Source organism: Pseudodesulfovibrio senegalensis (assembly GCF_008830225.1).
Classification (GTDB): domain Bacteria; phylum Desulfobacterota; class Desulfovibrionia; order Desulfovibrionales; family Desulfovibrionaceae; genus Pseudodesulfovibrio; species Pseudodesulfovibrio senegalensis.
In genome coordinates this window covers 174,452-198,084 of the sequence record NZ_WAIE01000001.1, presented here as the reverse complement: position 1 = coordinate 198,084, position 23,633 = coordinate 174,452, and the positions used below count along the sequence as shown (strand labels likewise).

Annotated in this window: 26 protein-coding genes; 19 read left to right on the top strand and 7 right to left on the bottom strand. The window is 56.4% G+C overall.

Going from position 1 to position 23,633, the window contains the following annotated elements:
* Positions 1 to 567 precede the first annotated feature (567 nt).
* The 19 genes from F8A88_RS00930 (at position 568) to F8A88_RS00840 (ending at position 17,196) form a co-directional block, all read left to right on the top strand.
* A complete protein-coding gene (locus tag F8A88_RS00930; RefSeq protein ID WP_151149062.1) occupies positions 568 to 2,556 on the top strand; it encodes a GNAT family N-acetyltransferase in 1,989 nt (662 codons plus the stop codon).
* Between the two features lie 11 nt (positions 2,557 to 2,567).
* Positions 2,568 to 3,167 carry an SET domain-containing protein gene (locus tag F8A88_RS00925; protein ID WP_151149061.1) on the top strand — a complete coding sequence of 200 codons (600 nt, stop codon included), beginning with the start codon at positions 2,568 to 2,570 and terminating at the stop codon, positions 3,165 to 3,167.
* Positions 3,168 to 3,241: 74 nt separating this feature from the next.
* On the top strand, positions 3,242 to 4,642 hold the full coding sequence (locus tag F8A88_RS00920; protein WP_151149060.1) for a sigma-54-dependent transcriptional regulator: 1,401 nt from the start codon (positions 3,242 to 3,244) through the stop codon (positions 4,640 to 4,642).
* Between the two features lie 553 nt (positions 4,643 to 5,195).
* Positions 5,196 to 5,765, top strand: a complete 570-nt coding sequence (locus F8A88_RS00910) for a GNAT family N-acetyltransferase (RefSeq protein ID WP_151149058.1) — start codon at positions 5,196 to 5,198, stop codon at positions 5,763 to 5,765.
* Positions 5,766 to 5,782: 17 nt separating this feature from the next.
* Positions 5,783 to 6,055, top strand: a complete 273-nt coding sequence (locus F8A88_RS00905; protein WP_151149057.1) for a hypothetical protein — start codon at positions 5,783 to 5,785, stop codon at positions 6,053 to 6,055.
* A gap of 49 nt (positions 6,056 to 6,104) precedes the next feature.
* Complete coding sequence (locus tag F8A88_RS00900) at positions 6,105 to 6,704, top strand: SET domain-containing protein (protein WP_151149056.1); 600 nt, start codon at positions 6,105 to 6,107, stop codon at positions 6,702 to 6,704.
* Between the two features lie 130 nt (positions 6,705 to 6,834).
* Positions 6,835 to 7,914 (top strand): acyltransferase family protein, encoded by a 1,080-nt coding sequence (locus F8A88_RS00895; protein WP_151149055.1) that lies wholly within the window; start codon positions 6,835 to 6,837, stop codon positions 7,912 to 7,914.
* Positions 7,915 to 8,464: 550 nt separating this feature from the next.
* Positions 8,465 to 9,004: a Na+/H+ antiporter subunit E gene (locus F8A88_RS00890; protein WP_161598290.1), complete on the top strand. Its 540-nt coding sequence runs from the start codon at positions 8,465 to 8,467 to the stop codon at positions 9,002 to 9,004.
* 7 nt (positions 9,005 to 9,011) lie between these two features.
* Positions 9,012 to 9,308, top strand: coding sequence for an MrpF/PhaF family protein (locus tag F8A88_RS00885; RefSeq protein WP_151149053.1), 297 nt, complete (start codon positions 9,012 to 9,014; stop codon positions 9,306 to 9,308).
* 3 nt (positions 9,309 to 9,311) lie between these two features.
* Positions 9,312 to 9,635 (top strand): monovalent cation/H(+) antiporter subunit G, encoded by a 324-nt coding sequence (gene mnhG, locus F8A88_RS00880; protein ID WP_151149052.1) that lies wholly within the window; start codon positions 9,312 to 9,314, stop codon positions 9,633 to 9,635.
* 4 nt (positions 9,636 to 9,639) lie between these two features.
* Entirely contained in the window at positions 9,640 to 9,885 is a 246-nt protein-coding gene (locus tag F8A88_RS00875; protein WP_151149051.1) for a hydrogenase subunit MbhD domain-containing protein, read from the top strand.
* Entirely contained in the window at positions 9,882 to 10,643 is a 762-nt protein-coding gene (mbhE, locus tag F8A88_RS00870) for a hydrogen gas-evolving membrane-bound hydrogenase subunit E (protein WP_151149050.1), read from the top strand. Before F8A88_RS00875 ends, mbhE begins: the two co-directional genes overlap by 4 nt.
* Entirely contained in the window at positions 10,644 to 11,024 is a 381-nt protein-coding gene (locus tag F8A88_RS00865) for a cation:proton antiporter subunit C (RefSeq protein WP_151149049.1), read from the top strand. It abuts the gene before it with no gap.
* Position 11,025: 1 nt separating this feature from the next.
* Positions 11,026 to 12,498, top strand: a complete 1,473-nt coding sequence (locus F8A88_RS00860; RefSeq protein ID WP_151149048.1) for a complex I subunit 5 family protein — start codon at positions 11,026 to 11,028, stop codon at positions 12,496 to 12,498.
* 9 nt (positions 12,499 to 12,507) lie between these two features.
* Positions 12,508 to 13,974, top strand: a complete 1,467-nt coding sequence (locus F8A88_RS00855; RefSeq protein WP_151149047.1) for a monovalent cation/H+ antiporter subunit D family protein — start codon at positions 12,508 to 12,510, stop codon at positions 13,972 to 13,974.
* A gap of 14 nt (positions 13,975 to 13,988) precedes the next feature.
* On the top strand, positions 13,989 to 14,234 hold the full coding sequence (locus F8A88_RS00850) for a hypothetical protein (protein ID WP_151149046.1): 246 nt from the start codon (positions 13,989 to 13,991) through the stop codon (positions 14,232 to 14,234).
* Positions 14,224 to 15,984, top strand: coding sequence for a Na(+)/H(+) antiporter subunit D (locus F8A88_RS00845; RefSeq protein WP_151149045.1), 1,761 nt, complete (start codon positions 14,224 to 14,226; stop codon positions 15,982 to 15,984). The genes F8A88_RS00850 and F8A88_RS00845 overlap by 11 nt, the downstream gene beginning before the upstream one ends.
* A gap of 159 nt (positions 15,985 to 16,143) precedes the next feature.
* Entirely contained in the window at positions 16,144 to 16,287 is a 144-nt protein-coding gene (locus F8A88_RS15705; RefSeq protein ID WP_161598289.1) for a hypothetical protein, read from the top strand.
* A 270-nt stretch (positions 16,288 to 16,557) separates the two neighbouring features.
* Complete coding sequence (locus F8A88_RS00840; RefSeq protein WP_161598288.1) at positions 16,558 to 17,196, top strand: YkgJ family cysteine cluster protein; 639 nt, start codon at positions 16,558 to 16,560, stop codon at positions 17,194 to 17,196.
* 417 nt (positions 17,197 to 17,613) lie between these two features.
* Here the strand turns inward: F8A88_RS00840 and F8A88_RS00835 are convergent, their stop codons facing one another.
* The 7 genes from F8A88_RS00835 to F8A88_RS00805 form a co-directional block, all read right to left on the bottom strand.
* A complete protein-coding gene (locus F8A88_RS00835) occupies positions 17,614 to 18,009 on the bottom strand; it encodes a CBS domain-containing protein (RefSeq protein ID WP_151149043.1) in 396 nt (131 codons plus the stop codon).
* A gap of 18 nt (positions 18,010 to 18,027) precedes the next feature.
* A complete protein-coding gene (locus F8A88_RS00830) occupies positions 18,028 to 18,375 on the bottom strand; it encodes a P-II family nitrogen regulator (protein ID WP_151149042.1) in 348 nt (115 codons plus the stop codon).
* A complete protein-coding gene (locus F8A88_RS00825) occupies positions 18,372 to 19,157 on the bottom strand; it encodes a DUF1538 domain-containing protein (protein ID WP_151149041.1) in 786 nt (261 codons plus the stop codon). The genes F8A88_RS00830 and F8A88_RS00825 overlap by 4 nt, the downstream gene beginning before the upstream one ends.
* An 11-nt stretch (positions 19,158 to 19,168) precedes the next feature.
* Positions 19,169 to 19,945 (bottom strand): DUF1538 domain-containing protein, encoded by a 777-nt coding sequence (locus F8A88_RS00820; protein ID WP_241667298.1) that lies wholly within the window; start codon positions 19,943 to 19,945, stop codon positions 19,169 to 19,171.
* A complete protein-coding gene (locus tag F8A88_RS00815) occupies positions 19,942 to 21,282 on the bottom strand; it encodes a sigma-54-dependent transcriptional regulator (RefSeq protein WP_151149040.1) in 1,341 nt (446 codons plus the stop codon). Before F8A88_RS00815 ends, F8A88_RS00820 begins: the two co-directional genes overlap by 4 nt.
* Entirely contained in the window at positions 21,279 to 22,775 is a 1,497-nt protein-coding gene (locus tag F8A88_RS00810) for a PAS domain-containing sensor histidine kinase (RefSeq protein ID WP_151149039.1), read from the bottom strand. Before F8A88_RS00810 ends, F8A88_RS00815 begins: the two co-directional genes overlap by 4 nt.
* A gap of 162 nt (positions 22,776 to 22,937) precedes the next feature.
* Positions 22,938 to 23,624, bottom strand: coding sequence for a hypothetical protein (locus F8A88_RS00805; protein ID WP_151149038.1), 687 nt, complete (start codon positions 23,622 to 23,624; stop codon positions 22,938 to 22,940).
* Positions 23,625 to 23,633: the final 9 nt, after the last annotated feature.

Sequence of the window (23,633 nt, the reverse complement as noted above, 5' to 3'; positions counted from 1 at the left end):
TCCCCCAAGAGTAAAACGTGGTCGTTCTTTGCGCAGGCTCAGACGCGTACAATCTTTTAAGTTAACAACTTTATTGTTCAAAAAATATCACCACCATTTTCAAAACGGCAAGATAGTTAACAACTTTATTGTTACGTTTGCATTTTGAGGTACGGAGAAACAATGATTTGCTAGTCGTCGAGTTAACAACTTTATTGTCAGCCCACAGTTGCTGTGGGAGAGTAATAAAGTTATTTAGTGAAACCGCCCCCGGTCAGTACTGACCGGGGGCGGTTTTTTTTATGGCAAAAAGACAACTCTCCAAGTGGTTGCGTTCCAGCGATGGATCAAGGACGGACGCGGTTCCGGCAAACTGAAACGGCCAAGGGCGGCAGCGCAAAGCGCACGGATGCCATTGGAAGTGAGCAAATAAAAAAACACGACAAACGTGCGTTTCTTCGGATGGAACAACAAAAAAAGCATCTGCCCCATTTTTTTTGTTTACCGGGGGAGGCCTTGGGATTATGAGCTTGCGCATCTTCAATCGCACATGCCCGTGACGGATGAGGGATACCCTTGGAGGCGTACATGCGTCCCGTATTCGAGAGAAGCACTCTCGTGCCCGAAAACCTGGTCTTCCGGGAGGCTCTTCCCGAGGACCTGCCCTTTCTTCTGACGCTCGAACAAACCAGTTTCCCCCAGCGCCGGCAAAGCTCGCGCCATAGTCTTCGCCGGAGCATCACCAGTTCCAGCCAGCTGGTGGTCATTGTGGAAAGCAAGGCACAAAAAAAATGCACCCCGATAGGTGCGGCCGTCTTGTTTCTCTTCAAACAAACGTTGCGCATATATTCGTTCGCAGTCCTCGAGGACCGCAGAAAGTCCGGCATCGGATCGGCATTGCTCAATCGTGTGCTCGACTTTGCCTGCAGCCACGGCTACGAGAGAATTTCGCTGGAGGTCGATGCCACAAACGTTCGACTCGCCGCGTGGTACCAACGTTTCGGTTTCGAATCCTCGCACCCCCTGAAGGATTACTACGGAACCGGGGAACACGCCTTGCGCATGGTTCTGCTGCTTTCAGGAAAAAACGGCGACACAGAACGGGTTGTGCTTGTGGTGGATGAACCGAACGTGGCCGGCAAAATCGCTCCGGGTATCAAATTCGTTGCAGCCACGGAGTACCTTTCGGATACGCATTATGCCAATTCAAACAGCTTCCATGTGCTGAACCTGTGCAATTCCTACAAAACCCACTCGTTGGGATATTATGTTTCCCTGCTGGCCTCGGCTCGCAACCATCGGGTAACCCCTTCAGTAATGGCCATGAAAGACGCCAGCACCCCTCTTGTGGCGCAAAGTCTTTTGGATGAAATCCGTGAGGATATGCAAAGCCGGTTTTCATCCACGCCCGATTCCCACATACAACTGACCTGCATATTGGGCATGACCCCGGACTCCCGCTACAAACGCTTGGTGAAAAAGCTGTTCCTCCTGTTTTCCATACCGTTTTTCACGATCACCTTGGAAAAGCACACAACATGGAAAGTCAAAAAAATAAAACCCCTGAAAATAAAACAGGTTGCAGCGTCTCACCCAAAGTTGCTGCAAACGGCCCTGCACCAGTATTGTGCAAAAAAACGCTACAATCGCCAACGTCTGAAGCGGTATGAATATGATTTGGCCATATTGGTGAACAGCGAGGAACCCACGCCTCCCTCCTGCCCCGTCGCCCTGGATAAATTTCGGAAGGCAGCGGAAAAAATCGGCTTTTTCGTGGAATTCATAACCCGGGCGGACCGCCATCGCATCTGCGAATTCGACGCGCTGTTCATTCGGGAAACAACGGCCATGGACAACCACACGTACGCCATGGCCCGCCACGCATATACGGAAGGTCTTGTGGTGGTGGACGACCCTTGGTCCATCATGCTGTGCTCCAACAAGGTCTATCTCCATGAAAAGCTGACAGGCGCCGGCATCTGCCAGCCAAAGGGTTGGCTGCTGACACATCCGTTATGCACGCCATCCTATCTGCGTTCCCTTCCGATCCCGCTGGTTCTCAAGCTTCCTGAAAGCTCGTTTTCCCTTGGCGTGTTCCGGGTGGATTCCCATGAGGAGTTGGAGCAGAAGCTGCGGCAGATGTTCACAAAAACCGAGCTCGTTATCGCCCAGGAATTTTTAACCTCCGATTATGATTGGCGCATCGGGCTTCTGGACAACACGCCTCTTTTCGCCTGCAAATACTACATGGCCGACAACCATTGGCAGATATACAACTGGCAACCGGGGGAGAGCGGAGAATTCAGCGGCAGGCATGAAACATTGTCGGTAAACCAGGTCCCCGCCCACGTCCTCAAGGCCGCGGCAAACGCATCGTCGCTCATTGGGAACGGCTTCTATGGCGTGGATATCAAGGAAATAAACGGCAAGGCATACGTCATCGAAGTGAACGACAACCCCAATGTGGATGACGGAGTCGAAGACATGTTTCTGGGGGACGAACTCTATGAGCGCATCATGCGTTCACTGTACAACCGCATTGAAACCGAACGACATCAGATTCGCTACCTGTACTGACGGAGTTTGCCATGATCCATCCAAATACGGTCATCAAAACCGTGTCGCCGGAAATCGGCATCGGCGTGTTCGCCACCCATTGCATCCCCAAAGGCACCATCGTCGTGGTCAGGGACCAAGTCGACACCTGCCTGACGCAAACGGAATTCCAACACATGGCCGAGCCCATGCGTTCCTTCATGGAAACCTATTTCTACCATGACAAACACGGCAACCTTGTCCTGAGTTGGGACCACGCCCGGTACATGAATCACAGTTGCAACAGCAACACCATGATGACCGATTACCATCTGGAAATCGCGGTGCGGGACATCGCCCCGGGAGAGGAGGTAACTACGGAATACGGATTGCTGAACATTCAGGAGCCATACGAACTCTTTTGCCATTGCGACAACTGCCGCAAGGCACTGCGCCTCGACGATATCGACGTGCATGCAAAGGACTGGGACAAGCTGATACAAGCGGCGCTGCACGCCGTTCCTCTCGTGGACCAGCCGCTCTGGCCCCTGCTGACCCCAAACCGGCAAGAGCGGTTGCAGCGGCTTCTTCAAGGTTCGACCCCGTATTCTTCGGTCCGCAGCCTGAAATGGCGACGCCCGAAAAAGGGCTGACTGTCGGGGGGATATGTTTTTTCTGTTGTCCCTTTTCCGGCTTGGCCCTAAAAAGACGTGAGGAGTCCCGAAGCATGAGAAAAATGCTGGTCATAACGCGCGATGGAAATCGTTCCGCAAAAATTGGCGGCCTGCTGGATCAACGAGAGGAAATCCAGACCAGAACGGCCCTGTGCTCATCCGCCCATGAAGAGGACCGGGAGGTGGATACGCTCTTTGTGGACGTGGAGTCTCTGCTCGCAAAAAACAAATCCATCAACAAGGCTCTTGAAGAATTTTGGGCGAACTACCCGTCTGCGGCCATTGTGGTCATGGCTGACGATGAACAGACAAAAGTCGCCGTCGACGCCGTCAAGGCCGGCGCTTTCGATTACCTGACCCATCCCATTGAAAAGGAAGAGCTCGGTCTGGTCGTGGACAAGGTTCGAAAATCCGACGCGCTCCAGTCAGAGCTCGACTATCTGCGCGGCCAGTTCTGGGATGAAGACTCGCTTGAATTCGTGGATACCCGCAACAAGGCCATGCGCGATTTTTTCGCCAAAATCCGTCAGGTGGCCGGAACAAGAACAACGGTCCTTCTCACCGGGGAAACAGGAACGGGCAAAAGCCTCATTGCCAAGCTCATCCACAGCCACAGCAACCGGAAAGACAAGCCATTCATAAGCATTCACTGCGGAGCCATCCCTGAAACACTGGTGGAAAGCGAACTGTTCGGTCATGAAAAAGGCGCATTTACAGGAGCTGTCCGCCGCAAGCTGGGCAAATTCGAGCTGGCACATGGCGGGACCATTTTCCTCGACGAAATCGGCACGGTCAGTCCTTCGGTTCAGGTCAAACTGCTCAACGTGATTCAGGAGCGTGTTCTTCAGCGCGTGGGCGGTGAAAACGACATCCCGGTGGATGTGAGGATCATCGCCGCGACCAACGAAGACATGAAGGAACTGTGTGAAAAGGGAACGTTCAGAACGGATTTATTCTACAGGTTGAATGTGTTCCCTGTACGGATTCCTCCCCTCAGGGAACGCCCGGAAGACATTCCCCGGTTGATTGAAGGTTTCATCAAACAATTCAACGGATTGTTGAACAGGGAAATCACAGGCATTTCCGAGCACGTTCTGGATGCCCTGCTACAGTACGATTGGCCGGGCAACGTCCGGGAACTGGAAAATGTCATTGAACGGGCCTGCATCCTGGAAACGGATGATGTACTGCACCCAAACAGCTTCCCACCTGACCTGCTCGACGCACATGGCGAAGTCCTGACTGCATTGGTGAAAACCAGTCTGCCGCTGAAGCAGGCCCGGCAACTCACGATAGACAATTTTGAGCGGCAATATCTTACCAACCTGCTCGAACAATGCAACGGCGTAATGAAAATGGCCGCGGAAAAGGCCGGAGTGACAACCCGCCAACTGAACAAACTCATGAACCGCCACGGGCTTCGGCGTAAAAACTTTCAAAAACGGAACTCATAGTTCCGACCAGTGCCGATCACCGGAAATTGCAATTCCACTTGTTGCTTTAATATTCCTTATTCATTGAAAAAATCTTTTCAAAAAAATCGTGGAAACGATTCCGTTTTCTCCTCTGCCCCCAAAACAAACGACCCCTCCCACAGAGGTAGGAACTTTTAGTTCCTACCCCACCCCGACCTGCTGCATAAAAAACTCATTATTTCAAGCCATTAGCCGCGTGGCACGCTCCCTGCTTTAACGTCTCCGTTATCACCGAACGAGACATGACATGAAATCACCTGGCAAATCAGAGAATCAGAACACGGTAACCGTTCGCGGAACGGTTATCCCTTCACAATGGGACGACCGCTTTGAGGTCACCGGCGTTCTCATAGCGTGCCGGGATGAACGGGAACTACGTGTTACAAACCTTGACTGCTTTCCGGCTCTGAAAAAACTGACCCGGAAAGAAGCCGATTTTACGGGAGTCGTTCAAAAGAACGGACCTGTCGAGTCAATAGTGTTGGATAATTTTACTCCTGTCGAAAGCGATAGTTAAGGACAAGGTAAAACGATGTATCAAGTCGTTGAGGGAAAAAGGCCTGTCCCCGGCAATGACCGGGAAATCCGTATCGCGTCAGGGATGTCGCCCGAAGATACGGAAATTTTTTTGGACATGGCAACGGCATGCGGACTTTTTTCTTTGGACGTCATGGCAACGGCAGAAGACATGGCCTGGGAAAGCGCATATGGCGACGGGCGCGAAGCGCATACATTCCTCAGAGCCAGCACAAACGAGTGCGGTCAGGAAAAGACTGTTGGATTCATTTGCTACGGGCCAATCCCATCCTGGCCCGAACGCCATGAACTTTATGGCATTACCGTGGACCCTCAGTATCACCGGAAGGGCATTGGAACAGCCTTGCTGGCGGAAATGGAAAAACGTGTTGCACGTGCAGGCGGAAAACAGATTTTTCTCGAAACCGGATCAGATTATCGTTTTGAAGGCGCTCAATCCTTTTACGAGGCCAACGGTTTTGAGCACGAACGCCGCTATATCAAGCAATTTGTTCCTGCTGAAGGTGGCAGTGTGTACCGGCGAGACGTGGAAACGAATGATCATGAGGATGCAATCCACCAATAGAGAAGGGGGGGGGAATAATGGCAAAGGATATCTATGAAGACACGCTTTACGGACAGGTCCTTCCTGCGGACTGGGTAAACGACACCATCTCCAGCCTGATGTTGCTTGTGGATGGAGAAGAAGAGTTTATCATCGAAAAAAGCGAACAAAGCGAGATGCTTATCAACTATATTGACAGATGGATCACCGCAGAAGGCATCGTCACTGAAACCGATGACGACTTCAGCATCAAGGTGCAAAGCTACAAGCTCGAAGACGATTTTGAACTCAATGACGATGACGACTGGTAGCCCCTCCCCTCAGAAACGGCATGTCGACAGCAGCCCGAGGCTGATTGGCATGATGCATCCCAACACTGAACTTCGTGCGGTGAATCCAACCGTCGGCTACGGATTTTTCGCAACGAAGTTCATCCCTTATGGCACTATCGTCCATGTGAATAATCAGTCTGCTGCAAAACCGGCGGATGCAGCCGTCATGCGGTCCCATGAAAGCAATCTCCGTCCTCTGGGCGGCGAAACGGCTCCGTATGTCAGCCGCGGTTGCAACTTCAACACGATCAGCACCAGCTACGGATTTGAAATAGCTGTCCGCAATATCGACAGCGGCGAAGAACTCCGCGACGCCACCGCCCTGTTCGGCCTGGCACCTTCCACACAAGGAGCCTGTGCCTGTAGTTGCTCGACCCAAAAACCATACAATATCGAATCATTATGTGAACAATGGGATCAAACGACCATGCGGGCGCTGGAAAAAATGCCCGACGTTCACCAACCGTTGATGGAATACATGGACAACACCACCCGAAAACGGCTGCGTGCGTATCTGTGCGGCGAAGAACCATATCCATCCATCGCCTCTCGGCTTTGGCTGCAAGGCGACTGTGTGTCCCTCCGGGATGAGGAGCGTCCGCACACAAGCACCCGCGGGAATCAATGAATCAGGAGCTCCAACAGAGAGGAAAAACTGTTGCCGAATGCGGCAGCGTGCATTCGGCCCCTCCTTTTTTCGTTTATATGGTTGGGGTTTCCGACAGCATTGGTCCATTCAAGACACGAAGGAGTAAGATGTGGGCATAATACGTTTCTTACTCGCATTTGCAGTTTTCAATTCCCACTTCCCGGTTGTCGATGCCTCCATAGTGGATGGGCATGAAGCCGTGTTGACATTCTTTGCCATTTCCGGATTCTACATGGCACTGATACTGGACAGAACGTATGACTCGCCTCAAAGCTTTTATTGCAGCAGACTGATCTCGCTGTATCCCCAATACCTTTTTGCGCTTTGCATCAGTATTGGCCTCCTTGTCGCGGCGGACATTCATCCGCTCTCCACAAAGGAGCAACTGCAGGAATTCATTTCCGACCCTCTGGCGTTCGGCCTGTTGGCCTGGACTTCGTTATGCGTGGTCGGTCAGGAGTTCTTGTTCAGCCTGGGGCATACTGTGGGCGGAGGACTGCATTTTGTCGAATCCACCAGAAACAGCGTTTGGCAGTTCGCCCCGCTCGTCCAGGCATGGTCACTCTCTCTTGAAATTGTCTTTTACGCCATGGCCCCTTTTCTGGTCCGCATGAAGAGCCGTACGCTCTGCGCCCTGATCGCAATGAGCCTCTCTCTGAAGCTAGCTGTATCATCCAGCAGTTACAGTGAATTAACGTTCTTCTATCGCCTTTTCCCGTGTGAATTCTGGCTGTTTGGCTGCGGCATTGTGGCGTATCGCTTTTTCAAAAAACTGCCCTCCCGTATCTGGATCACGGATTTCGTTTTCTGGGCGGCGCTTGTGGCAACGATCTTCATGGTCGGCGATGTTCCCGACGAGGCTGAGCCCTTTGCGCTTCCTGTTGCCGCGTGCCTGGCTCTTCCGTTCATATTCAAGGCCTTCGGGGATGTTCCACTCGATCGTTTTGTCGGAAGAATAAGCTACCCGTTTTATCTCCTGCACTTCAGCGTCATAGCCATTTTCGAGAAATACTATGAGGAACCGGAGGGCTGGTCCATTTTTATCGTCACGCTGGCGGCGACATTGTTGACCTATGCATTGTTCATCCCCGTAACCAAATTCCTGAAACTGAAAACGCAGTCCGTCCCACGACTCTCCCTCCACAACGAAATTGTTGGACACCCCACCACCTCCACCGTCCGGTATTGAATCATCTGAGGTGGCCGCATTCATCGTGTCATTAATTGTTGATGGCTCCCAATCTTTTGACGGGAATGTCACTCGTGCACTTTTTCCGTTTTCGGTTGCCCATGAAGAGCTTTCACCCTTTTCGATCCTTCCGGCTGGGGAAAGGCAACGGCTCTACCTGCCCTCCGCAGATAATGGGAGATTAGCGCATGATGACAATAACGATTGAAACCGAGTTGACCTGCCTCCTTGAACCATCATTGGGGAGATCCTCTGCATGGCCTCGTCACAAAGGCAAAGCCGCCTGGGCCATAAACAATGAGGTTGGTCAGGCCCGATGCCACCGGCAGCGATCATCACCGGGAAGATGCCCAAGGTCGGTTTGCGCTCCCCACTGTCCGACATTTCTCAGCCCCGCCATGAGGATCTATCGGCAGCTAAAACTCCCGCACGAGGGCGGCAAACCGTTTTGGGTTGCCAGAAAAAAATACTTCATGTTATTTGTACCATGTATCACCCTACTTGCTGATGACGGCCAATCATTCACTTTGAGATGAGGCAATCCATACCCATGAGCGTTCAAAAAAAGACACCTGACCAGCCAACGCCAGCCCGCAAGATGTCATTTCTTCTGGATATCGGCATGCGTTTCTTCATGCTCTTTGGCCTCTGGGTTCTGCTGTCGGGCATGCTCGATGCCTTCCACCTAGCGTTAGGGGCGCTTTCCAGTGCATTCATCATCTTGATATCTTACAGCTTTTTTCCAAAAGAACTGATTTTATGGCGGCGACCATCATGTATATGGTCCATTTTCATATTCATACTCTGGCTCTTGGTGGAGATCATCAAGGCCAACGCGGCCATGCTCAGGCTGGTCTTCCGCAAGGACATCACCGCCCACATGGAACCCGATATCGTCAATCTGCAAACCCGCCTGCGCAACCCCATGGCCCTGACCGTCTTCGCCAACTCCATCACCCTGACTCCCGGGACGATTTCGGTCACGGTCAACGGCAAGGGGGAATTCAGCGTGCACACCATAGACAGCAAATCCGCCGAAAACCTGCCCGGCGAAATGGAACGCAAGATCGGGCGCATATTCGGAGAATAACTTTCCCATGGAACACCTCATTCTATTTGCCAGCGTCTTTCTCGTCATGCTCATGATGTTGTCCCTGTACAGGACAATCATCGGCCCCAGTACTCTGGACCGACTGATGGGCATGAACGCCATCGGCGCCAAAACCACTGTCCTCATCCTGCTCATCGGCTTCATCTTCGGCCGTATCGACATGTTCGTGGACATCGCCCTGTCGTACGCCATGCTCAACTTCATAGCGGTGCTCACTGCCTCACGATACTTTCAGGCCCGAGGCATGCGCAAACGGGACAGCAACCTTCGTGTCGAGGAGTAGCTCATGGAAACGATCGCCGTCATATTCATTCTTACGGGCCTGCTCTTTGATCTGGGCGGCACCATTGGCATCCTGCGATTGCCGGACGTGTACACCAGACTCCACATGGCCGGTAAGCTGGACACGCTCGGGTCCCTGTGCCTTCTTCTCGGGCTGGCCGTGGTCAATGCCATCCCCCTGGGGACCGCCGAGCTGTTCGTGAGCGGCAAAATACTGCTCATTCTCATTCTGGTGTTCATCACCAGCCCCACGGCCACCCACGCCATGGTGGACGCCGGTATCAAGGCCGGGCTGACCCCGTGGCGAAAAGGCGACATGAGGAGATAGCAACATGATTTGGGAAATAAAACTCGCGGTATTGTTGGTCATCCTGGTTTGCGCCGTGGCGGCCATCACCGTCCGGGATCTGCTGGGAGCAGGAATCCTGTTCGGTGCATACAGTTTCATGATGTGCCTGCAGTGGCTGGCCATGGGCGCAGTGGACGTGGCCTTTACCGAGGCCGCCATCGGCGCCGGTATCAGCACGGCCTTTTTTCTGGCTGCGGTGTTCCGCACAACCCGGAGGACCAAGGATTGAAAAAACTCACCCTGGCAGCTGTAGTCATTGCGGGCCTGTTGCTGGCCCTCACCACCCTGGATTTCCCCAGATGGGGCGACCCCCAGACCCCGGCGAGCATGCATGTCTCCGCACGATTCATCGAAAAAAGCCTTGAGGAGATGGCAACCCCGAACATCGTGACCGCCGTGCTCGGCGACTATCGGGCCTTTGACACCATGCTGGAGACCATCGTCGTGTTCACGGCCGGTCTTGCCTGCTTTTTCATCCTGCGGACCCGCATGACCCGTGAAGACCTTGAACCAGCCGCCCCGGAAAACGACCCTCTGGACCTTGCCGGGGAAGATCTGGTGATCAAAACCGTGGCGCGCACATTCATTCCGCTCATCCAGCTTTTCGGCCTCTACGTCCTGGCCCACGGCCACTACAGCCCTGGCGGCGGATTTCAGGGCGGGGTCATCTTTGCTGCCGCCTATATCCTGCTGGCCGTCTCCCACGACATGAAAACGGCCCTGCGGCACATGAGCGAGCGAGCCAGTCACCTGCTCTCGGCCGCCGGAGTGCTGCTCTTTGCCGGAATAGGCGTGATATGCATGACCAATGGGGTCAATTTCCTGGACTATGGAGGGTTGGCGGGCATTCTGGGCATGTCCCTGGCTACGGGACACTCCTTTGCCATCCTGCTCATCGAAAGCGGTGTGGCCCTGACCGTCACCGCCGCCCTGATCATGATCTTCAAGCTGCTGTCTTCACACGGAACAGTTCAGGAGGGCTTCTAGATGCATTCGCTGGGCGAAATAGTCGCATCCCACTTCAATTACATAGTCTATGTGGCGATCATGATGGTCGGACTCTATGCCATGGCCGCCAAGCGAAACCTGATCAAGAAACTCATCGGCCTGGGCATATTCCAAACCTCGATCATGCTGCTGTATGTCTCCATCGGTGCCAAGAAAGGGGCCACCATACCCATTCTGGCCAAGGGAGCGACCACCGTCAACGCGGGAGACTATATCAACCCCCTGCCCCATGTGCTCATGCTGACGGCCATTGTTGTTTCCGTGGCCACTTTGGGTGTGGCCTTGGCTCTGGTCCAGAAGATATACAAAAACTTCAAAAGCATAGAGGAAGACGAAATCCTCAAGGAGCTGCGCCGCTGACATGCAACTCCCTGTCCTGACCATACTCTTTCCGCTGTTTGGCGCCTTCGTGGCCGTTGCCGTGGCATGGAGCAGCATGGGCCGCAGCCGTCAAAGCGTGATGCCCATCGCGGTCAGCGCACTCGGCCTGAGCGCCGTCTGCGCGGCCGTACTGTTCGTGCAGGTGCTCAGCACCGGCCCCCAGACCTATCTTCTGGGTGGCTGGGCGCCGCCATGGGGCATCAGCCTGTCGGTAGATCCGCTCTCGGCCCTCATGCTGGTGGTAGTTTCCGCAGGCGCACTCCTGAACCTTTTCGCCTTCAGCTTCACACCGAGCAAGTGGCCTCTGGGCAAAACCCCCGCCTTTCTGGGGCTCTACCTTCTGGCTACGGCCGGACATCTGGGCATCGTGGCCACGGGCGACGTATTCAACCTTTTTGTCTTCATCGAAGTGGCGGCGCTGTCCAGCTATGCCCTGCTGTCCATGGGAGGCCCCCGGGCAACCTTCGCCAGTCTCAATTATCTGTTGGTGGGCTCGGTAGGCGCATCACTCTACCTGCTCGGTGTCGGCTACCTCTACATCACAAGCGGCTCACTCAACATGCTCGACATCGCGGACATACTGACGACCATACCTTTATCCACGACCACCCTGACCGGTTTTGTCGTGCTCATGCTTGGCCTGTGGGTGAAGATGGCCGTCTTTCCCTTTCACGCCTGGCTGCCGGCAGCCTATTCCAGCGCGAGCCCTGCAGTCTCCGGCCTGCTGGCACCCATGACGACCAAAGTGATGGCTTACGTAATCGTCCGCATGCTGACCACCGTGTTTCCCCCGGACCTTCTTGCCGCCATATCGGGATTCTCTTCCATGGCGGTCTGGCTGGCCTGCGTGGCCATCATTGCCGGAGCGCTCATGGCCCTCGCCCAGCAGGACCTGCGGCGCATGCTCTGTTTCATCCTGGTGGCCGAAGTGGGTTACATGCTGGGCGGCGCGTTTATGGGCAACGCCACGGCCATGACCGGGACCATCCTGCATATCCTGGCAGACGCGGCCATGACCCTGACACTGTTTTTGGCTGTGGGCAGCATCGTCGTCCGCACCGGAGGCAGCCGCATCGACGATATGGACGGGATGTTCACGACCATGCCCGTGACCATGCTGGCCTTCACCGCGGGTGCGCTCTCCATGATCGGCGTGCCTCCGTTCTGCGGATTCTTCAGCAAGTGGTACCTGTTGAGCGGCGCCCTGGAGGCCGGACACTGGGTGTTTGCCGGATCGCTGATTCTGTCCAGCCTGGTCAACGTTTTCCTGTTCTTCCGCGTCTTTGAAAGAGCGTTCTTTCGTAAACCGGCGACAGCCAGCGCCCCGGACAGCAACGATTGGTACCAGTTGGCCCCCATGTGCCTTATCGCGTTGCTGCTGCCGGTCATCGGTCTGGCAACGGGAGGCATCATCCAACAAATCATCCAGCCCGCGCTCAAAGGCGTCATGTAGGTGCAGACCATGCTGAATCCGGACTCCGCACTGCCCCTTATCGCCCTGCTGGCTCCCCTTTCGGCCATCCCCGGCATTCTGTTTGCCCGCGGGCCAAACGTTCGTGAGGCCTTCACATTTCTCGCGGGGTTTCTGCTCCTGGGCATCATTGTGCTCATGCTTCCTGACGTACTGGCCGGCAACACCCCGGAAATAGTCCTTTTCCCGGTCATACCCGGCGCTCCCATCGCCTTGCGCATGGACCCGGCCGGCATGTTGTTCGCGCTGGTGGCTTCGGTGCTGTGGATCATCACCACGGCCTATGCCATCGGCTACATGCGCTCCAAACAGGAACAGAACCAGACCCGGTTCTATGCTTTTTTTGCGGTCTCGCTGTTCGCCACCATGGGGGCGGCCATGTCCGCAAACCTCCTCACGCTATATCTTTTTTATGAACTGCTCTCCTTTTCCACCTACCCACTGGTAGGCCACCACCAGAACGACGAAGCCAAACGCGGTGCACGCAAATACCTGACCTATCTTGTCGCCACCTCCATCGGCCTGGCCCTGCCTGCGCTGCTGGTCACGGCCATGCTCTCCGGGACTCTGGACTTCGGCGGCGCACCACTGCTGGCGGGCAAGGTCGGCACATCTGCCGGGGCAGTGCTTCTGGTGGCCTTTCTTCTGGGCTTTGCCAAGGCCGCACTCATGCCTGTCCACGGCTGGCTGCCTGCGGCCATGGTCGCCCCCACACCGGTCAGCGCACTGCTGCACGCCGTGGCCGTGGTCAAGGTCGGCGCGTTCTGCGCGGTCCGCGTGGTGACCGAGGTCTTTGGCATGGACTTGCTGAGCTCTCTGGGACTCGGGGCCATCATCACCGGTCTGGCAGCCGTGACCATGTTGATTTCATCCTTCACGGCACTGACCCAGGACGGCCTCAAGCGACGGCTGGCCTTCTCCACCATCGGTCAGCTGTCCTACATTGTGCTCGGTGTCGGCATGCTCAACACCGTGGCCGCCACCGGGGGCATCCTGCATATTGCCATGCACGCCTTCGGCAAGATCACCCTGTTCTTCTGCGCGGGTGCCATCTATGTAGCCACGGGCGAAAAATACATCAGCCGCATGGGCGGCATCGGCCACCGCATGCCCCTGACCATGCTGGCCTTCCTGATCGGCTCTCTGGCCATCATCGGTGTCCCTCCCACCGGAGGGTTCCTGAGCAAATGGCTCCTGCTCAACGGAAGTCTGCAGGGCGACCACTGGGTGCTGGCCGGAGTACTGGTGATCAGTTCGCTGCTGAATGCTGCCTACTTCCTGCCCATTGTCTACAAGGCGTGGTTCTGCCCACCGGAAGAAGCCCAACACGCAGGCCCCATGCGCGAGGCTCCGACATGGTGTCTGGTGCCGTTGCTGGGAACTGCCGCACTGTCGGTTGGCGTCTTCTTTTACCAGGAAACCCTGACGACCCTGGCCTCCATGGCCGCCAGACTATAAGAGAGTGAAAGCCCATGCCTGAACAACCGGACTTTTTCAGCCGTCCAGCAGTACGACGAATCCTCTGGTTTCTGCTGTATGCAAGCTGTGCCGCAGCAGTGCTTGCAGGCTTTGTGTACCCGACCAAAGCGCCCTTTGAATTCGTCTCCTTTTACGGCTTTTACGCCATTCTGGGCTTCGCATCATGCGCCGGACTCATCAAACTGGCAAAATACATGGGCAAAATTCTGAAAAGACCGGGAGATTATTATGATCAGTAGTCTGGCTCCCGTTCTCCCCTTCCTGTTGGGCGGATTGCTGCTGCCGCTGTTGCCCGGCAGGCACCGGACCAAGGCGCTCTTGGCTGTGGCGGCACTGGGGCTGGTGGTGGTGCACGGCCTGGAAAACGGCGTTACCGGCGGCGCGTCGTTCATGGGCCTCGAGCTGGCCGCGCTGCGCGTGGACGGCCTGAGCAGGGTCTTCGGCTACATCTTTACCATCAACGCTTTTGCAGCCTTCCTGTTTGCCTACAGACTGGACGACCTGCGCCAGCATCTGGCGGCACTGTTTTACATCGGCGCGTCACTGGGCGCGGTTTTCGCCGGGGACCTCATCACCCTGTATGTGTACTGGGAGATCATGGCCGTGGCCTCGACCATGCTCATTCTGGCCAGAGACACAAAGGCCTCCTACGACGCAGGCATGCGTTACATTCTGGTGCACCTGTTCGGTGGCCTTCTGCTCCTTCTCGGCATCCTGCTGCATGTGCAGAATACGGGCAGCGCCGCATTCGGATCTTTCACAGAACACACCCTCGCGGCCTGGCTCGTCCTGGGCGGGGTGCTGATCAACGCCTCGGCCGTGCCCTTTTCCAGCTGGTTGTCCGACGCCTACCCGGAATCGACCGTTACCGGCGGCGTCATCCTGTCGGCCTATACCACCAAGACCGCGGTCTACACCCTGCTGCGGGGTTTCCCGGGCTGGGACATCCTCATTTTCATCGGCTGCGTCATGGTCATCTACGGCATTGTATACGCCCTGCTGGAAAACGACATGCGGCGCATTCTGGCCTACTCCATCACCAACCAGGTGGGCTTCATGGTTACGGCGGCGGGCATCGGCACGGCCATGGCCATCAACGGCGCGGCTGCCCACGCCTTCTGCCATATTATCTACAAGGCCCTGTTATGGATGTCCGCCGGTGCTGTTCTGGCCCAGACCGGCCGCAGCAAGTGCACCGAACTGGGGGGGCTGTGGAAATCCATGCCCTGGACCATGGTCCTTGGGACGATCGGCGCACTGGCCATTTCCTCGCTTCCCCTCACCAGCGGTTTCACCAGCAAGTCCCTGATCCTGCAGGCCGCCGGAGATGAAGGGTTGGTTCTGGCCTGGACCACTCTGGAAATAGCCTCCGCCGGTGTGTTTCTGCATGCGGGCATCAAATTCCCCTACTTCGTGTTCTTCAATGTGGACCGGGGATTGCGGCCCAAGGAGGCTCCCGCGCACATGCTCGCGGCCATGGGCATCCTGGCGTTTCTGTGCATCTTCCTGGGTGTTTACCCGGACCCGCTCTACGCCATCCTGCCCTTCGGCATGGACCCCGCCTTCACCGTATACAAGGCAGGCAAGGTCGTTGGGCAGATGCAGCTGCTCATGTTCTCGGCCCTGGTCTTCTTCCTGTTCCTGAAACTGCTCAGACGCACGGACACCATCGCTCTGGAAATTGACTGGCTATATCGCAAAGGCGGCAGTATGCTGTACCGGGGCGCAGACAGCCTCTTCAACGGCCTGAACGCCGCAGCCGCTCTTTTCGCGGAAGGTCTGGCAAAACGACTGGACAGGTTGAGCCGCGAACTCCCGGAGCGACTTGCCGTATGGTTCGCCGGTCCGTTCATATGCCTGGGCGATGAACCAAAAAAAGACGCAAAAGAGCAGCTGCGCATGTCCGTGGCCACAGGCACCGTCGCCGTGGGCGCAACTCTGGTGGCCATCATCCTGACCTTGGCGGTTGTGGTGATGTTTGCCCTGTAAGAATCACCATGTGGACCGGATTGCCGAGCCGTTCCACATGGGAATGCGCCCTGCTAAAAATCCGGCACCCCCCAGGAGGCGCTGTCATGGTTCCACAGGCTGCAACTTGCCAATCCATTGCGGACCACCAACGGTTCCGGCAGTGGAGATCAGCGCCCTTTGGCACAACGTATGCGCACCCTTTCCCCGCGCAAACCTGACTTCATGCCCTTCTGCCACGGCGATGCGAACACACGGGACTCGGCCTACCATCTGGGCATGGTCGGCCATGGCTGGCCGGACACTTCGGTGATGCCGTGCTGAGACAAGCACAGCCCGTGAAGGCAGCCAAGGCTTTTCTGCGCACGCAGTTCAGGCCGATCCTGCGTTCCTTTCCGGACAACCGCGGGATAGCCTCCCTATCGGAAATATATACCGGCAATCTGCCTCACGCGCCCAACGGACGAGGACAGGTGGAGCCTCCCGACCCCTACCGCTACCGAACAAGGAGCGATCGTGCATAATAACACTTCTACTCTGAGCAACGACCCGGCAGGTTTCTTTTCTCACATGGCCAGCAAGTGCCAGGAGGATATGGCCAGAACCTTGCGACACTCGCCTGAAATCCATGAGGTGGCGCAGGCGATGGCACGTGCCAACCAGCTGTTTGACGAGACTATGGAATCACAACCGTTCGCACCGCCCATGGCGTGCAAGGCGGGCTGTATCCACTGCTGCTACAACCCCATCATGCTCTCACAACCGGAGGCAATCCTGCTCGGCCAGCACCTGGGCAGCAACCTCAGTGATGCCCAGTTGAAAACCATCGCCCACAAGGCCCGCGGCATTGCAATGCGCATCAAGGGACTGACAACCGAGGAAATTGGCAAAATCAGGCACGAACTTCCATGCCCTCTGCTCATGGACGGAACCTGCGGCATACACCCTGCACGGCCCCTTGTCTGCCGCGGCTGGAACAGCGTCGACGCCAGCCAGTGCGAAGCCAGCAACATACACGGCCCTGAAACCCTGATTGAAAGCTATGAATGGCCGCGCACTCTGGCCGAGGCCATCCAGAACGGAATTCTCCGTGCAGCCAAGACAAACGGAAACGAAGTCGGCTTTTTGCGACTTCCGAACGTCTTGCTTGTCATGCTGGACATCGGACCAGAGCAATGCGCAAGGGCATGGTTGAGGGGTGAGGCCTTTTTTGGCCGATATCGAAATAAATAACCGGATATCCATCAGACGCCATCCCGGCCTGCGCCCTCCCCGCTTGGCCGTTGCAACAAGTCCAAACGTGCACCAATGGACCAGCTAACACCCTTATTTAGTGATTATTTATGGGGAAAAGCTACGGACGCAGATTGAACAATCTCTTGCTCAACGCCACCCCGAACACACGGAGGGCAACGGGGCAGGGTGGACAACCATCGCGCCACCCCTTTCTCATGATCGCTTCTTTGGAGGGGGCATGTCTGCGCCGCAATGCTTGCAGCGAACAGTCTTGCGCTCATCCTCCGCGCATACAAGCTGTGCTTTGCCGCAACTGGGACAACGGCGCTTCTTTCTCAACATACGCTGGATTACGGGCAGAAAAAACCACATGGAGCCACCCCTTTAACGACCAGAAACGGCCGAGGTTTTACCTCACAACAAACTGTTATCCAAAACCAGCGACGAGAGCGTGACCATTCCGACCACTTCGCCCATATCCTCAACCGGAGCGCTGCGAATTCTGGTCCTGTTCATCAGGCGAACCGCGTAGCGGATGTCCATATTGGCCGGAACCGTAATAATGGGTTTTGTCATGATCTCGTAGACATCCACGGTCGCTCCGTCTCTGCCCGGGACAATAACCTTCTTGACCAGATCGGTAATGGTCACCATGCCCCAGACGTCATCGTCATGACGCCGGGCCACCAACAACTCGGAAACACGTGCATCGCGCATCATGTCCGCAGCCTTCTTGGCGGAAGACATGCCGTCAATGCTCAGCACCTCTTTTCTCATGACATCACGAACACGGACTATGGGAGTGGACATAACGCCTCCAGTGCAGGGCTAAAGATACTTATCCCGAATTTCTTCCTTGAACTTGTCGATCTGGCTTTCCAGACCGATGGCCTTTTCCACCGGAAGCACCAGGGCAATCCCGGTTCCGGGCTTGAGGAACTCACCGGCCTCGTGAATGGCGCTCAGCACCGGATCCACCAGGTGCTCCTCCAGCAGGAACATGACAATATCCGTCTGGTCCTCAAGGGCGAGGCCAAAGAATGTCAGGGCCTCCCGGATACCGGTGCCACGACCGTGGATGATGGTCGCACCGGTGGCTCCCGCGGCCTTGGCCGCATCCACAATCGGATCGGTCTTGTGCGGCTTGACCGGTGCCAGTATCAGCTTGAACTTCATCTGGTACCCCCCTGGTACTGCATCTTTTTTCGATTCGATAACCACTGGGCCAACTGGGCATATCCCATGACGGCAACAACCGGAAACAGGCTCGCAAAGGCAATCAGGCCGAAACCGTCGAGGGCCGGATCGCGCCCGGGCACGGCTTCGGAGAGCCCGAGACCGAGCGCGGCCACCAGCGGAACCGTGACCGTGGAAGTCGTGACACCGCCCGAGTCATAGGCAAGGGCCACGATTGTTTTCGGCGCAAAAAACGTCTGTATGATCACAACAACATACCCCACCAGAATATACATGTACAAGGGGGTGCCGGTCACTATCCGGAAGGTCCCCAGAGCAATACCCACGGCCACGCCCAGCGCCACGGTTATCCGCAGTCCCCACTGGCTGATACCGCCCCCGGAAACCTCGCTGGCCTTGATGGCCACAGCCAGAAGCGAAGGCTCGGCAATGGTGGTTGAAAACCCGATCAGAGCGGCGAAAACGTATATCCAGACGTATGCGGTCCATTGCGAAGTCGCCGCGGCTCCGCCCCACAGGAATTCCGGATCGGAAAGCTGGGAGGCCATGACCTTGCCCAGAGGGAACAGGGCCTTTTCAAGTCCCATCAGAAACAGCGACAGGCCGATGACCACGTACACTCCGCCCATGGCCACGCGCCAAGGATGCGGAATGGGCTGACGAAGCACGAACAACTGGAACCCCAGAAGCAGCACGACTATGGGCAGTACGTCACGGCAGGTGGAAATGAATGCCCCGGAAAACTCTATGAAGAACTCCATCCCGGACCTCCCTATTGTGCTCCGAAGATGACCAGCCCATAACCGATCACGGCAATCATGGGCAACAAGGATGCAAAGGCGATCAGCCCAAAGCCGTCCACCAGTGGATTGCGTCCCTTGATGATCGACGCCAGCCCCACACCGAGGGCCGCGACCAGAGGCACGGTCACCGTGGACGTGGTCACCCCGCCCGCATCATAGGCGATGCCGACGATCTCTTCGGGCGCAAAAATGGTCATGACCATGACCAGCACATAACCGCCGATGATGAGGTTGTGCACGGGCCATCCTTTCAATATGCGCAGCACCCCGACCAGGATTGACGCGCCCACGGAAAAAGCCACGGAAAGACGCAGGCCCATGCCATACTGCGCCATGGCTTCTTCACCCGCCTTGATGAGCCCTCCCCTGGAGGCGACCCTGGCAGCCTCTTCGGACACGGCTATGAGCGAAGGCTCGGCAATGGTGGTGGCAAACCCGAGCGAAAAGGCAAAAATGAGCAGCCAGGTCAGGCTGCCCTTGCGGGCCAGGGCGTGGGCCATCTGTTCCCCAATGGGGAACAAGCCCATTTCCAGCCCCTGAATGAACAGGGTCAAACCCAGAACGACAAGCAAAGATCCCTCAAGCACGCCCCAGACATCGGGCAGAGGCTGCTGCAGGACCACTCCCTGGAAAAAAGCTATGACCAGGATAATGGGCAAAAGATCCTTCAGGGACGACCAAAACCGCGTCCCCATGGTCCTGGCAATTGTTTTTGCCAACACACCTGCCGTTTTCCTGTTCATCATACCTCCGGAGACGCCATGCGCTTCAGTTTTTCCCGCAGCGTCTTTCGATTGATGCCCAGAATTTCTGCGGCACGGGTCTTGTTGTCGCCCACCATTGCCAAGACATTGCTGATATGCTCGAACTCCACTTCGGCCAGAGTGCGGTCGTGCGTTCCGGTTGCACGGGGGAGGCTGAAACGCATGGCCTCGGGCAGGTCCGTTATCTCCACCCGGTCGTGGTCCAGAATGACCACAAGACGCTGCATGAGGTTCTCAAGCTCGCGGATGTTGCCGGGCCACGCGTATCGCCGCAAAGCCTGAAGCGCTTCGTCGCTCACTTCGGGCATGGGACGATGCATGGCCTTGGAGAATTTTGCCAGAAAATGGGTAATGAGTTCAATCAGATCATCACCACGCTCCGCCAAGGTGGGAATGGGGATGTCCAGAACGTCGATGCGGTAATAGAGGTCTTCACGAAACGAGCCTTCATCCACCATCTGTTTGAGATTCTGGTGTGTTGCGGCCAGAATGCGGGTGTCCACGGTATGCACGTGACTGGAACCCACCTTGCAAAATTCCTTGGACTGGATGACCCGCAACAGCTTGGCCTGCATGTTGGGGCTGGCATCGCCGATTTCATCCAAAAAGATGGAGCCGCCGTGGGCTATCTCAAAAAAGCCGGCACGCGCTTCCTTGGCCCCGGTAAAAGCGCCCTTCACATGGCCGAAAAGCTCGCTTTCCACCAGACTGTCGGGAATGGCCGTGCAGTTCACGGGGACGAAAGGTGCGGCGCGGCGGTCGCTGTTGTAGTGCACGGCGCGGGCCACCAGTTCCTTGCCTGTGCCGGATTCGCCGGAAATGAGCGCGTTGGCACTGGACGTCGCTGCCTTGGCAATGCGGCTGTAGACCTGTTCCATGGCCGGGGAGGAGCCGATGATGCCGAACCTGCCCACGGGTGTGTCCGGGCTCTCCAGCACGCGGCGTCGGGCACTGCGCTCCAGGGCGCGCTCCACCGCGGAGAGCAGTTCCTCGGTGGTAAAGGGTTTGGGCAGGTACTCCCCTGCACCGTCCTTGATGGCGGCCACGGCTCCGGAAATTGAGGGATATCCGGTGATCATCATGACCTCAAGGTCACGGTGGTTCTCGCGAATATGCTTGATGAGGTCCAGACCCGTGGCCTGTGGCATGCGGTAGTCGGTGATGACCAGCTCAAAATCCATCTTCTCAAGCAAGGGCAGGGCATCGGCCACCCGGGAGCAGGTCTGTACCTCGTATCCATTGCTCTCAAGGTTGCGCTTAAGCACTTCCAGCGTGCTCCTGCTGTCGTCCACTGCAAGAATCCGAATCGTGTCACTCATTGATCAACGCTCTCGCTGTTATGCAGGCAGGGAAAGGCCACTTCCACGCGGGTTCCCTGACCGGGTTCACTGTGCACCTGAATGAAACCACCATGCGCCTTCACAATACCATGAACCACGGACAGGCCCAAGCCGGTGCCCTTGTCCACATCCTTGGTCGTGAAGAACGGGGTGAAAATCTGTTTGAGCTGCTCGGGCGCAATGCCTGAACCGGTGTCCTCCACCAGAAGATAGACGTCGTTCTTGTGGCTGACCGTGCGGAGGGTCAGGGCGCCTCCGTCTTCCATGGCCTGGATGGCGTTGGCCACCAGATTGACCACGACCTGCTTGATGTGCTGGGGGTCGGCATTGATCTCGGGAAGGCTGTCATCAAAATCGCGCACCACCTTGACCCCACTGCGCTTGGCGCTGGCCTCGGTGATACGGAGCCCCTGCTCCACGACTTCGTTGAGGTTGGTGGCCACCAGCTGGGGCGGAAGCTGGCGGCTGAAAAACATGAGCTTGCGGATGACCTCGCGAGCATGCAGCGAAGATTCCACGATGCTGTTCAGGTCCGCAGCCGCCTGTTCGGGCAGCCCCTTGGCCTGCAGGGCCAGTTGCGCAAATCCCAAAATATTGGCCAGGGGCTCGTTGATCTCGTGGGCCACTCCGGCCGACAACTGGCCGATCTTCGCCAGCCGGTCCGCCTGACGAAGCTGCTGTTCCAGCTGTTCCTTGGCATCGCGGATTTCCCGCTTGGAGACCACCATGCCCACCTGTTGCGCGGCCGTGGACAGCAAATCGCGTTCATCTTCAAGAAATATCTGTTGCAACAACCCTTTTCTGCGTCCGGAAACCGCGACCGCAAGGGTTCCCCGTCGCCTGTCGGCCACCATGACCGGTTCCGAAAGGGTGTGCTCCGTGTCCCGAGAGCCCGCGGTCTGCCATGTCCTGTTGTCCAGAGTCAAACAGACATGCGTGCTGGCGGGCCTCTGAAAACCGGAGGGCAGAATATCGACGATCCTTCGCAACACGGCATCCAGCTCCTGCCTGGAATCACTGATCAGCATACTGATGTCAAAAAGGCACTTGAGCTCCTTGTTGCGTTCCAGCAAGGTAAACCGCTCACGCAGAAGCCCTTTCTGGCGCAACATGTGTTCGGTGACGTCCTTGCCCACACAGAGGATGCCGACCATGGCGCCGGAAGAATCGCGCAGTCCCTTGAGGTTCCAGTCAATATAGCTCTTGCCGCCTTCGCGCGCGGTGATGGAGCCGGACAGGGACACAATTCCCTGCTGCTCAGCCTTGGCCATCACGGTGAGGCGCGCCTTGTCGCGCTCGTCCTCTTCCATGAATGTTTCGAACCAATCTTTCCCGGCAAGCTCGCGCAGGGGGTATCCTGTCAGGGACGCCAGCAACGCGTTGCCGTGGATGATGCTCCCGTCCGGGTTCAGGGTAACCACGATACCGTGGCTGAGCTGCATGACCGTGTCGTAATAATCCTGAAGGTTCATGGTCTGACCCTTTTACAGCAAATAGTGAGAAACTCCACATGAGTCGATCATTTCCGGTGTATGAGAAGAGCCGTTTTCAACGCCTTCCCATCCGTCGGAAGGAGAGACGCGCGGCCCATGCCTGCACAAGGGCCGCGCGTCGATCAGGATTTTATCAGGCGCCTAATGGCTGAGCCTCAGTCCCCAACCCTCGAACACGAACAAAATGGCAAAGCCGTACCAGAGGGTATAAATCACATAGAAAGCCAGCGAGAAAATGACCATGCCGAGCTCGTCCATGATCTGTACGGGTTCAATCTCATAATAGTTGTAGGACATCTCCACGCCTTTGTTCAGCACGGTGGAGGTGACCTTGGACGCAGCGAACCTGCCCTGCTTTTTCAACTCCTTGTCCATGAGTCCCAGGCTGGTCCACCAGTTGAAGAGCGCCCGGCGGGGTTCCACATCGTACTTGTCGGTGAGGGCAGCGCCGTGGTTGTTGTACATCAGGTCCGCATCGCTCAGTGCTGCGCCGAGCATGGCGCTGAGCGCCCCCTTCACGTTCAGGGTTTTCCCCTGTCGCTCCACCATGGCGCCCGCTTCCCTGAACAGAGATTGGGACTGGGTGGCCTCGATCTCGGTACCGTATCCCAGGCTGAACGCGATGTCCTGACCTTTCAGCCCTTCCACATCGGACTTGATGTCCGGGATGTAATACACCGACCCCTTGGAGATGGTGTTATACAGGTGGTCCAGGTAGCCCATGGCGTTTCTGCCGTCGAACATGGGCTGGAACATGGCGTAAAGGACCACGAAGAACAGGACGAGCAGCGCAACGCCGCCAGTGAATTCTTTCTTGTTGGCAATCATGTTACCATG

Coding starts and splice junctions, on each gene's coding strand:
- F8A88_RS00910 (WP_151149058.1), top strand. CDS start 5,196: ATGTATCAAGTCGTTGAGGGAAAAAGGCCTGTCCCCGGCAATGACCGG.
- mnhG (WP_151149052.1), top strand. CDS start 9,312: ATGGAAACGATCGCCGTCATATTCATTCTTACGGGCCTGCTCTTTGAT.
- F8A88_RS00900 (WP_151149056.1), top strand. CDS start 6,105: ATGATGCATCCCAACACTGAACTTCGTGCGGTGAATCCAACCGTCGGC.
- F8A88_RS00930 (WP_151149062.1), top strand. CDS start 568: ATGCGTCCCGTATTCGAGAGAAGCACTCTCGTGCCCGAAAACCTGGTC.
- F8A88_RS00860 (WP_151149048.1), top strand. CDS start 11,026: ATGCAACTCCCTGTCCTGACCATACTCTTTCCGCTGTTTGGCGCCTTC.
- F8A88_RS00885 (WP_151149053.1), top strand. CDS start 9,012: ATGGAACACCTCATTCTATTTGCCAGCGTCTTTCTCGTCATGCTCATG.
- F8A88_RS00865 (WP_151149049.1), top strand. CDS start 10,644: ATGCATTCGCTGGGCGAAATAGTCGCATCCCACTTCAATTACATAGTC.
- F8A88_RS00825 (WP_151149041.1), bottom strand. CDS start 19,157: ATGGAGTTCTTCATAGAGTTTTCCGGGGCATTCATTTCCACCTGCCGT.
- F8A88_RS00925 (WP_151149061.1), top strand. CDS start 2,568: ATGATCCATCCAAATACGGTCATCAAAACCGTGTCGCCGGAAATCGGC.
- F8A88_RS00840 (WP_161598288.1), top strand. CDS start 16,558: ATGGCCAGAACCTTGCGACACTCGCCTGAAATCCATGAGGTGGCGCAG.
- F8A88_RS00815 (WP_151149040.1), bottom strand. CDS start 21,282: ATGAGTGACACGATTCGGATTCTTGCAGTGGACGACAGCAGGAGCACG.
- F8A88_RS00830 (WP_151149042.1), bottom strand. CDS start 18,375: ATGAAGTTCAAGCTGATACTGGCACCGGTCAAGCCGCACAAGACCGAT.
- F8A88_RS00920 (WP_151149060.1), top strand. CDS start 3,242: ATGAGAAAAATGCTGGTCATAACGCGCGATGGAAATCGTTCCGCAAAA.
- F8A88_RS00855 (WP_151149047.1), top strand. CDS start 12,508: ATGCTGAATCCGGACTCCGCACTGCCCCTTATCGCCCTGCTGGCTCCC.
- F8A88_RS00890 (WP_161598290.1), top strand. CDS start 8,465: ATGAGCGTTCAAAAAAAGACACCTGACCAGCCAACGCCAGCCCGCAAG.
- F8A88_RS00820 (WP_241667298.1), bottom strand. CDS start 19,945: ATGATGAACAGGAAAACGGCAGGTGTGTTGGCAAAAACAATTGCCAGG.
- F8A88_RS00905 (WP_151149057.1), top strand. CDS start 5,783: ATGGCAAAGGATATCTATGAAGACACGCTTTACGGACAGGTCCTTCCT.
- F8A88_RS00850 (WP_151149046.1), top strand. CDS start 13,989: ATGCCTGAACAACCGGACTTTTTCAGCCGTCCAGCAGTACGACGAATC.
- F8A88_RS00845 (WP_151149045.1), top strand. CDS start 14,224: ATGATCAGTAGTCTGGCTCCCGTTCTCCCCTTCCTGTTGGGCGGATTG.
- F8A88_RS00835 (WP_151149043.1), bottom strand. CDS start 18,009: ATGTCCACTCCCATAGTCCGTGTTCGTGATGTCATGAGAAAAGAGGTG.
- F8A88_RS00875 (WP_151149051.1), top strand. CDS start 9,640: ATGATTTGGGAAATAAAACTCGCGGTATTGTTGGTCATCCTGGTTTGC.
- F8A88_RS00810 (WP_151149039.1), bottom strand. CDS start 22,775: ATGAACCTTCAGGATTATTACGACACGGTCATGCAGCTCAGCCACGGT.
- F8A88_RS00805 (WP_151149038.1), bottom strand. CDS start 23,624: ATGATTGCCAACAAGAAAGAATTCACTGGCGGCGTTGCGCTGCTCGTC.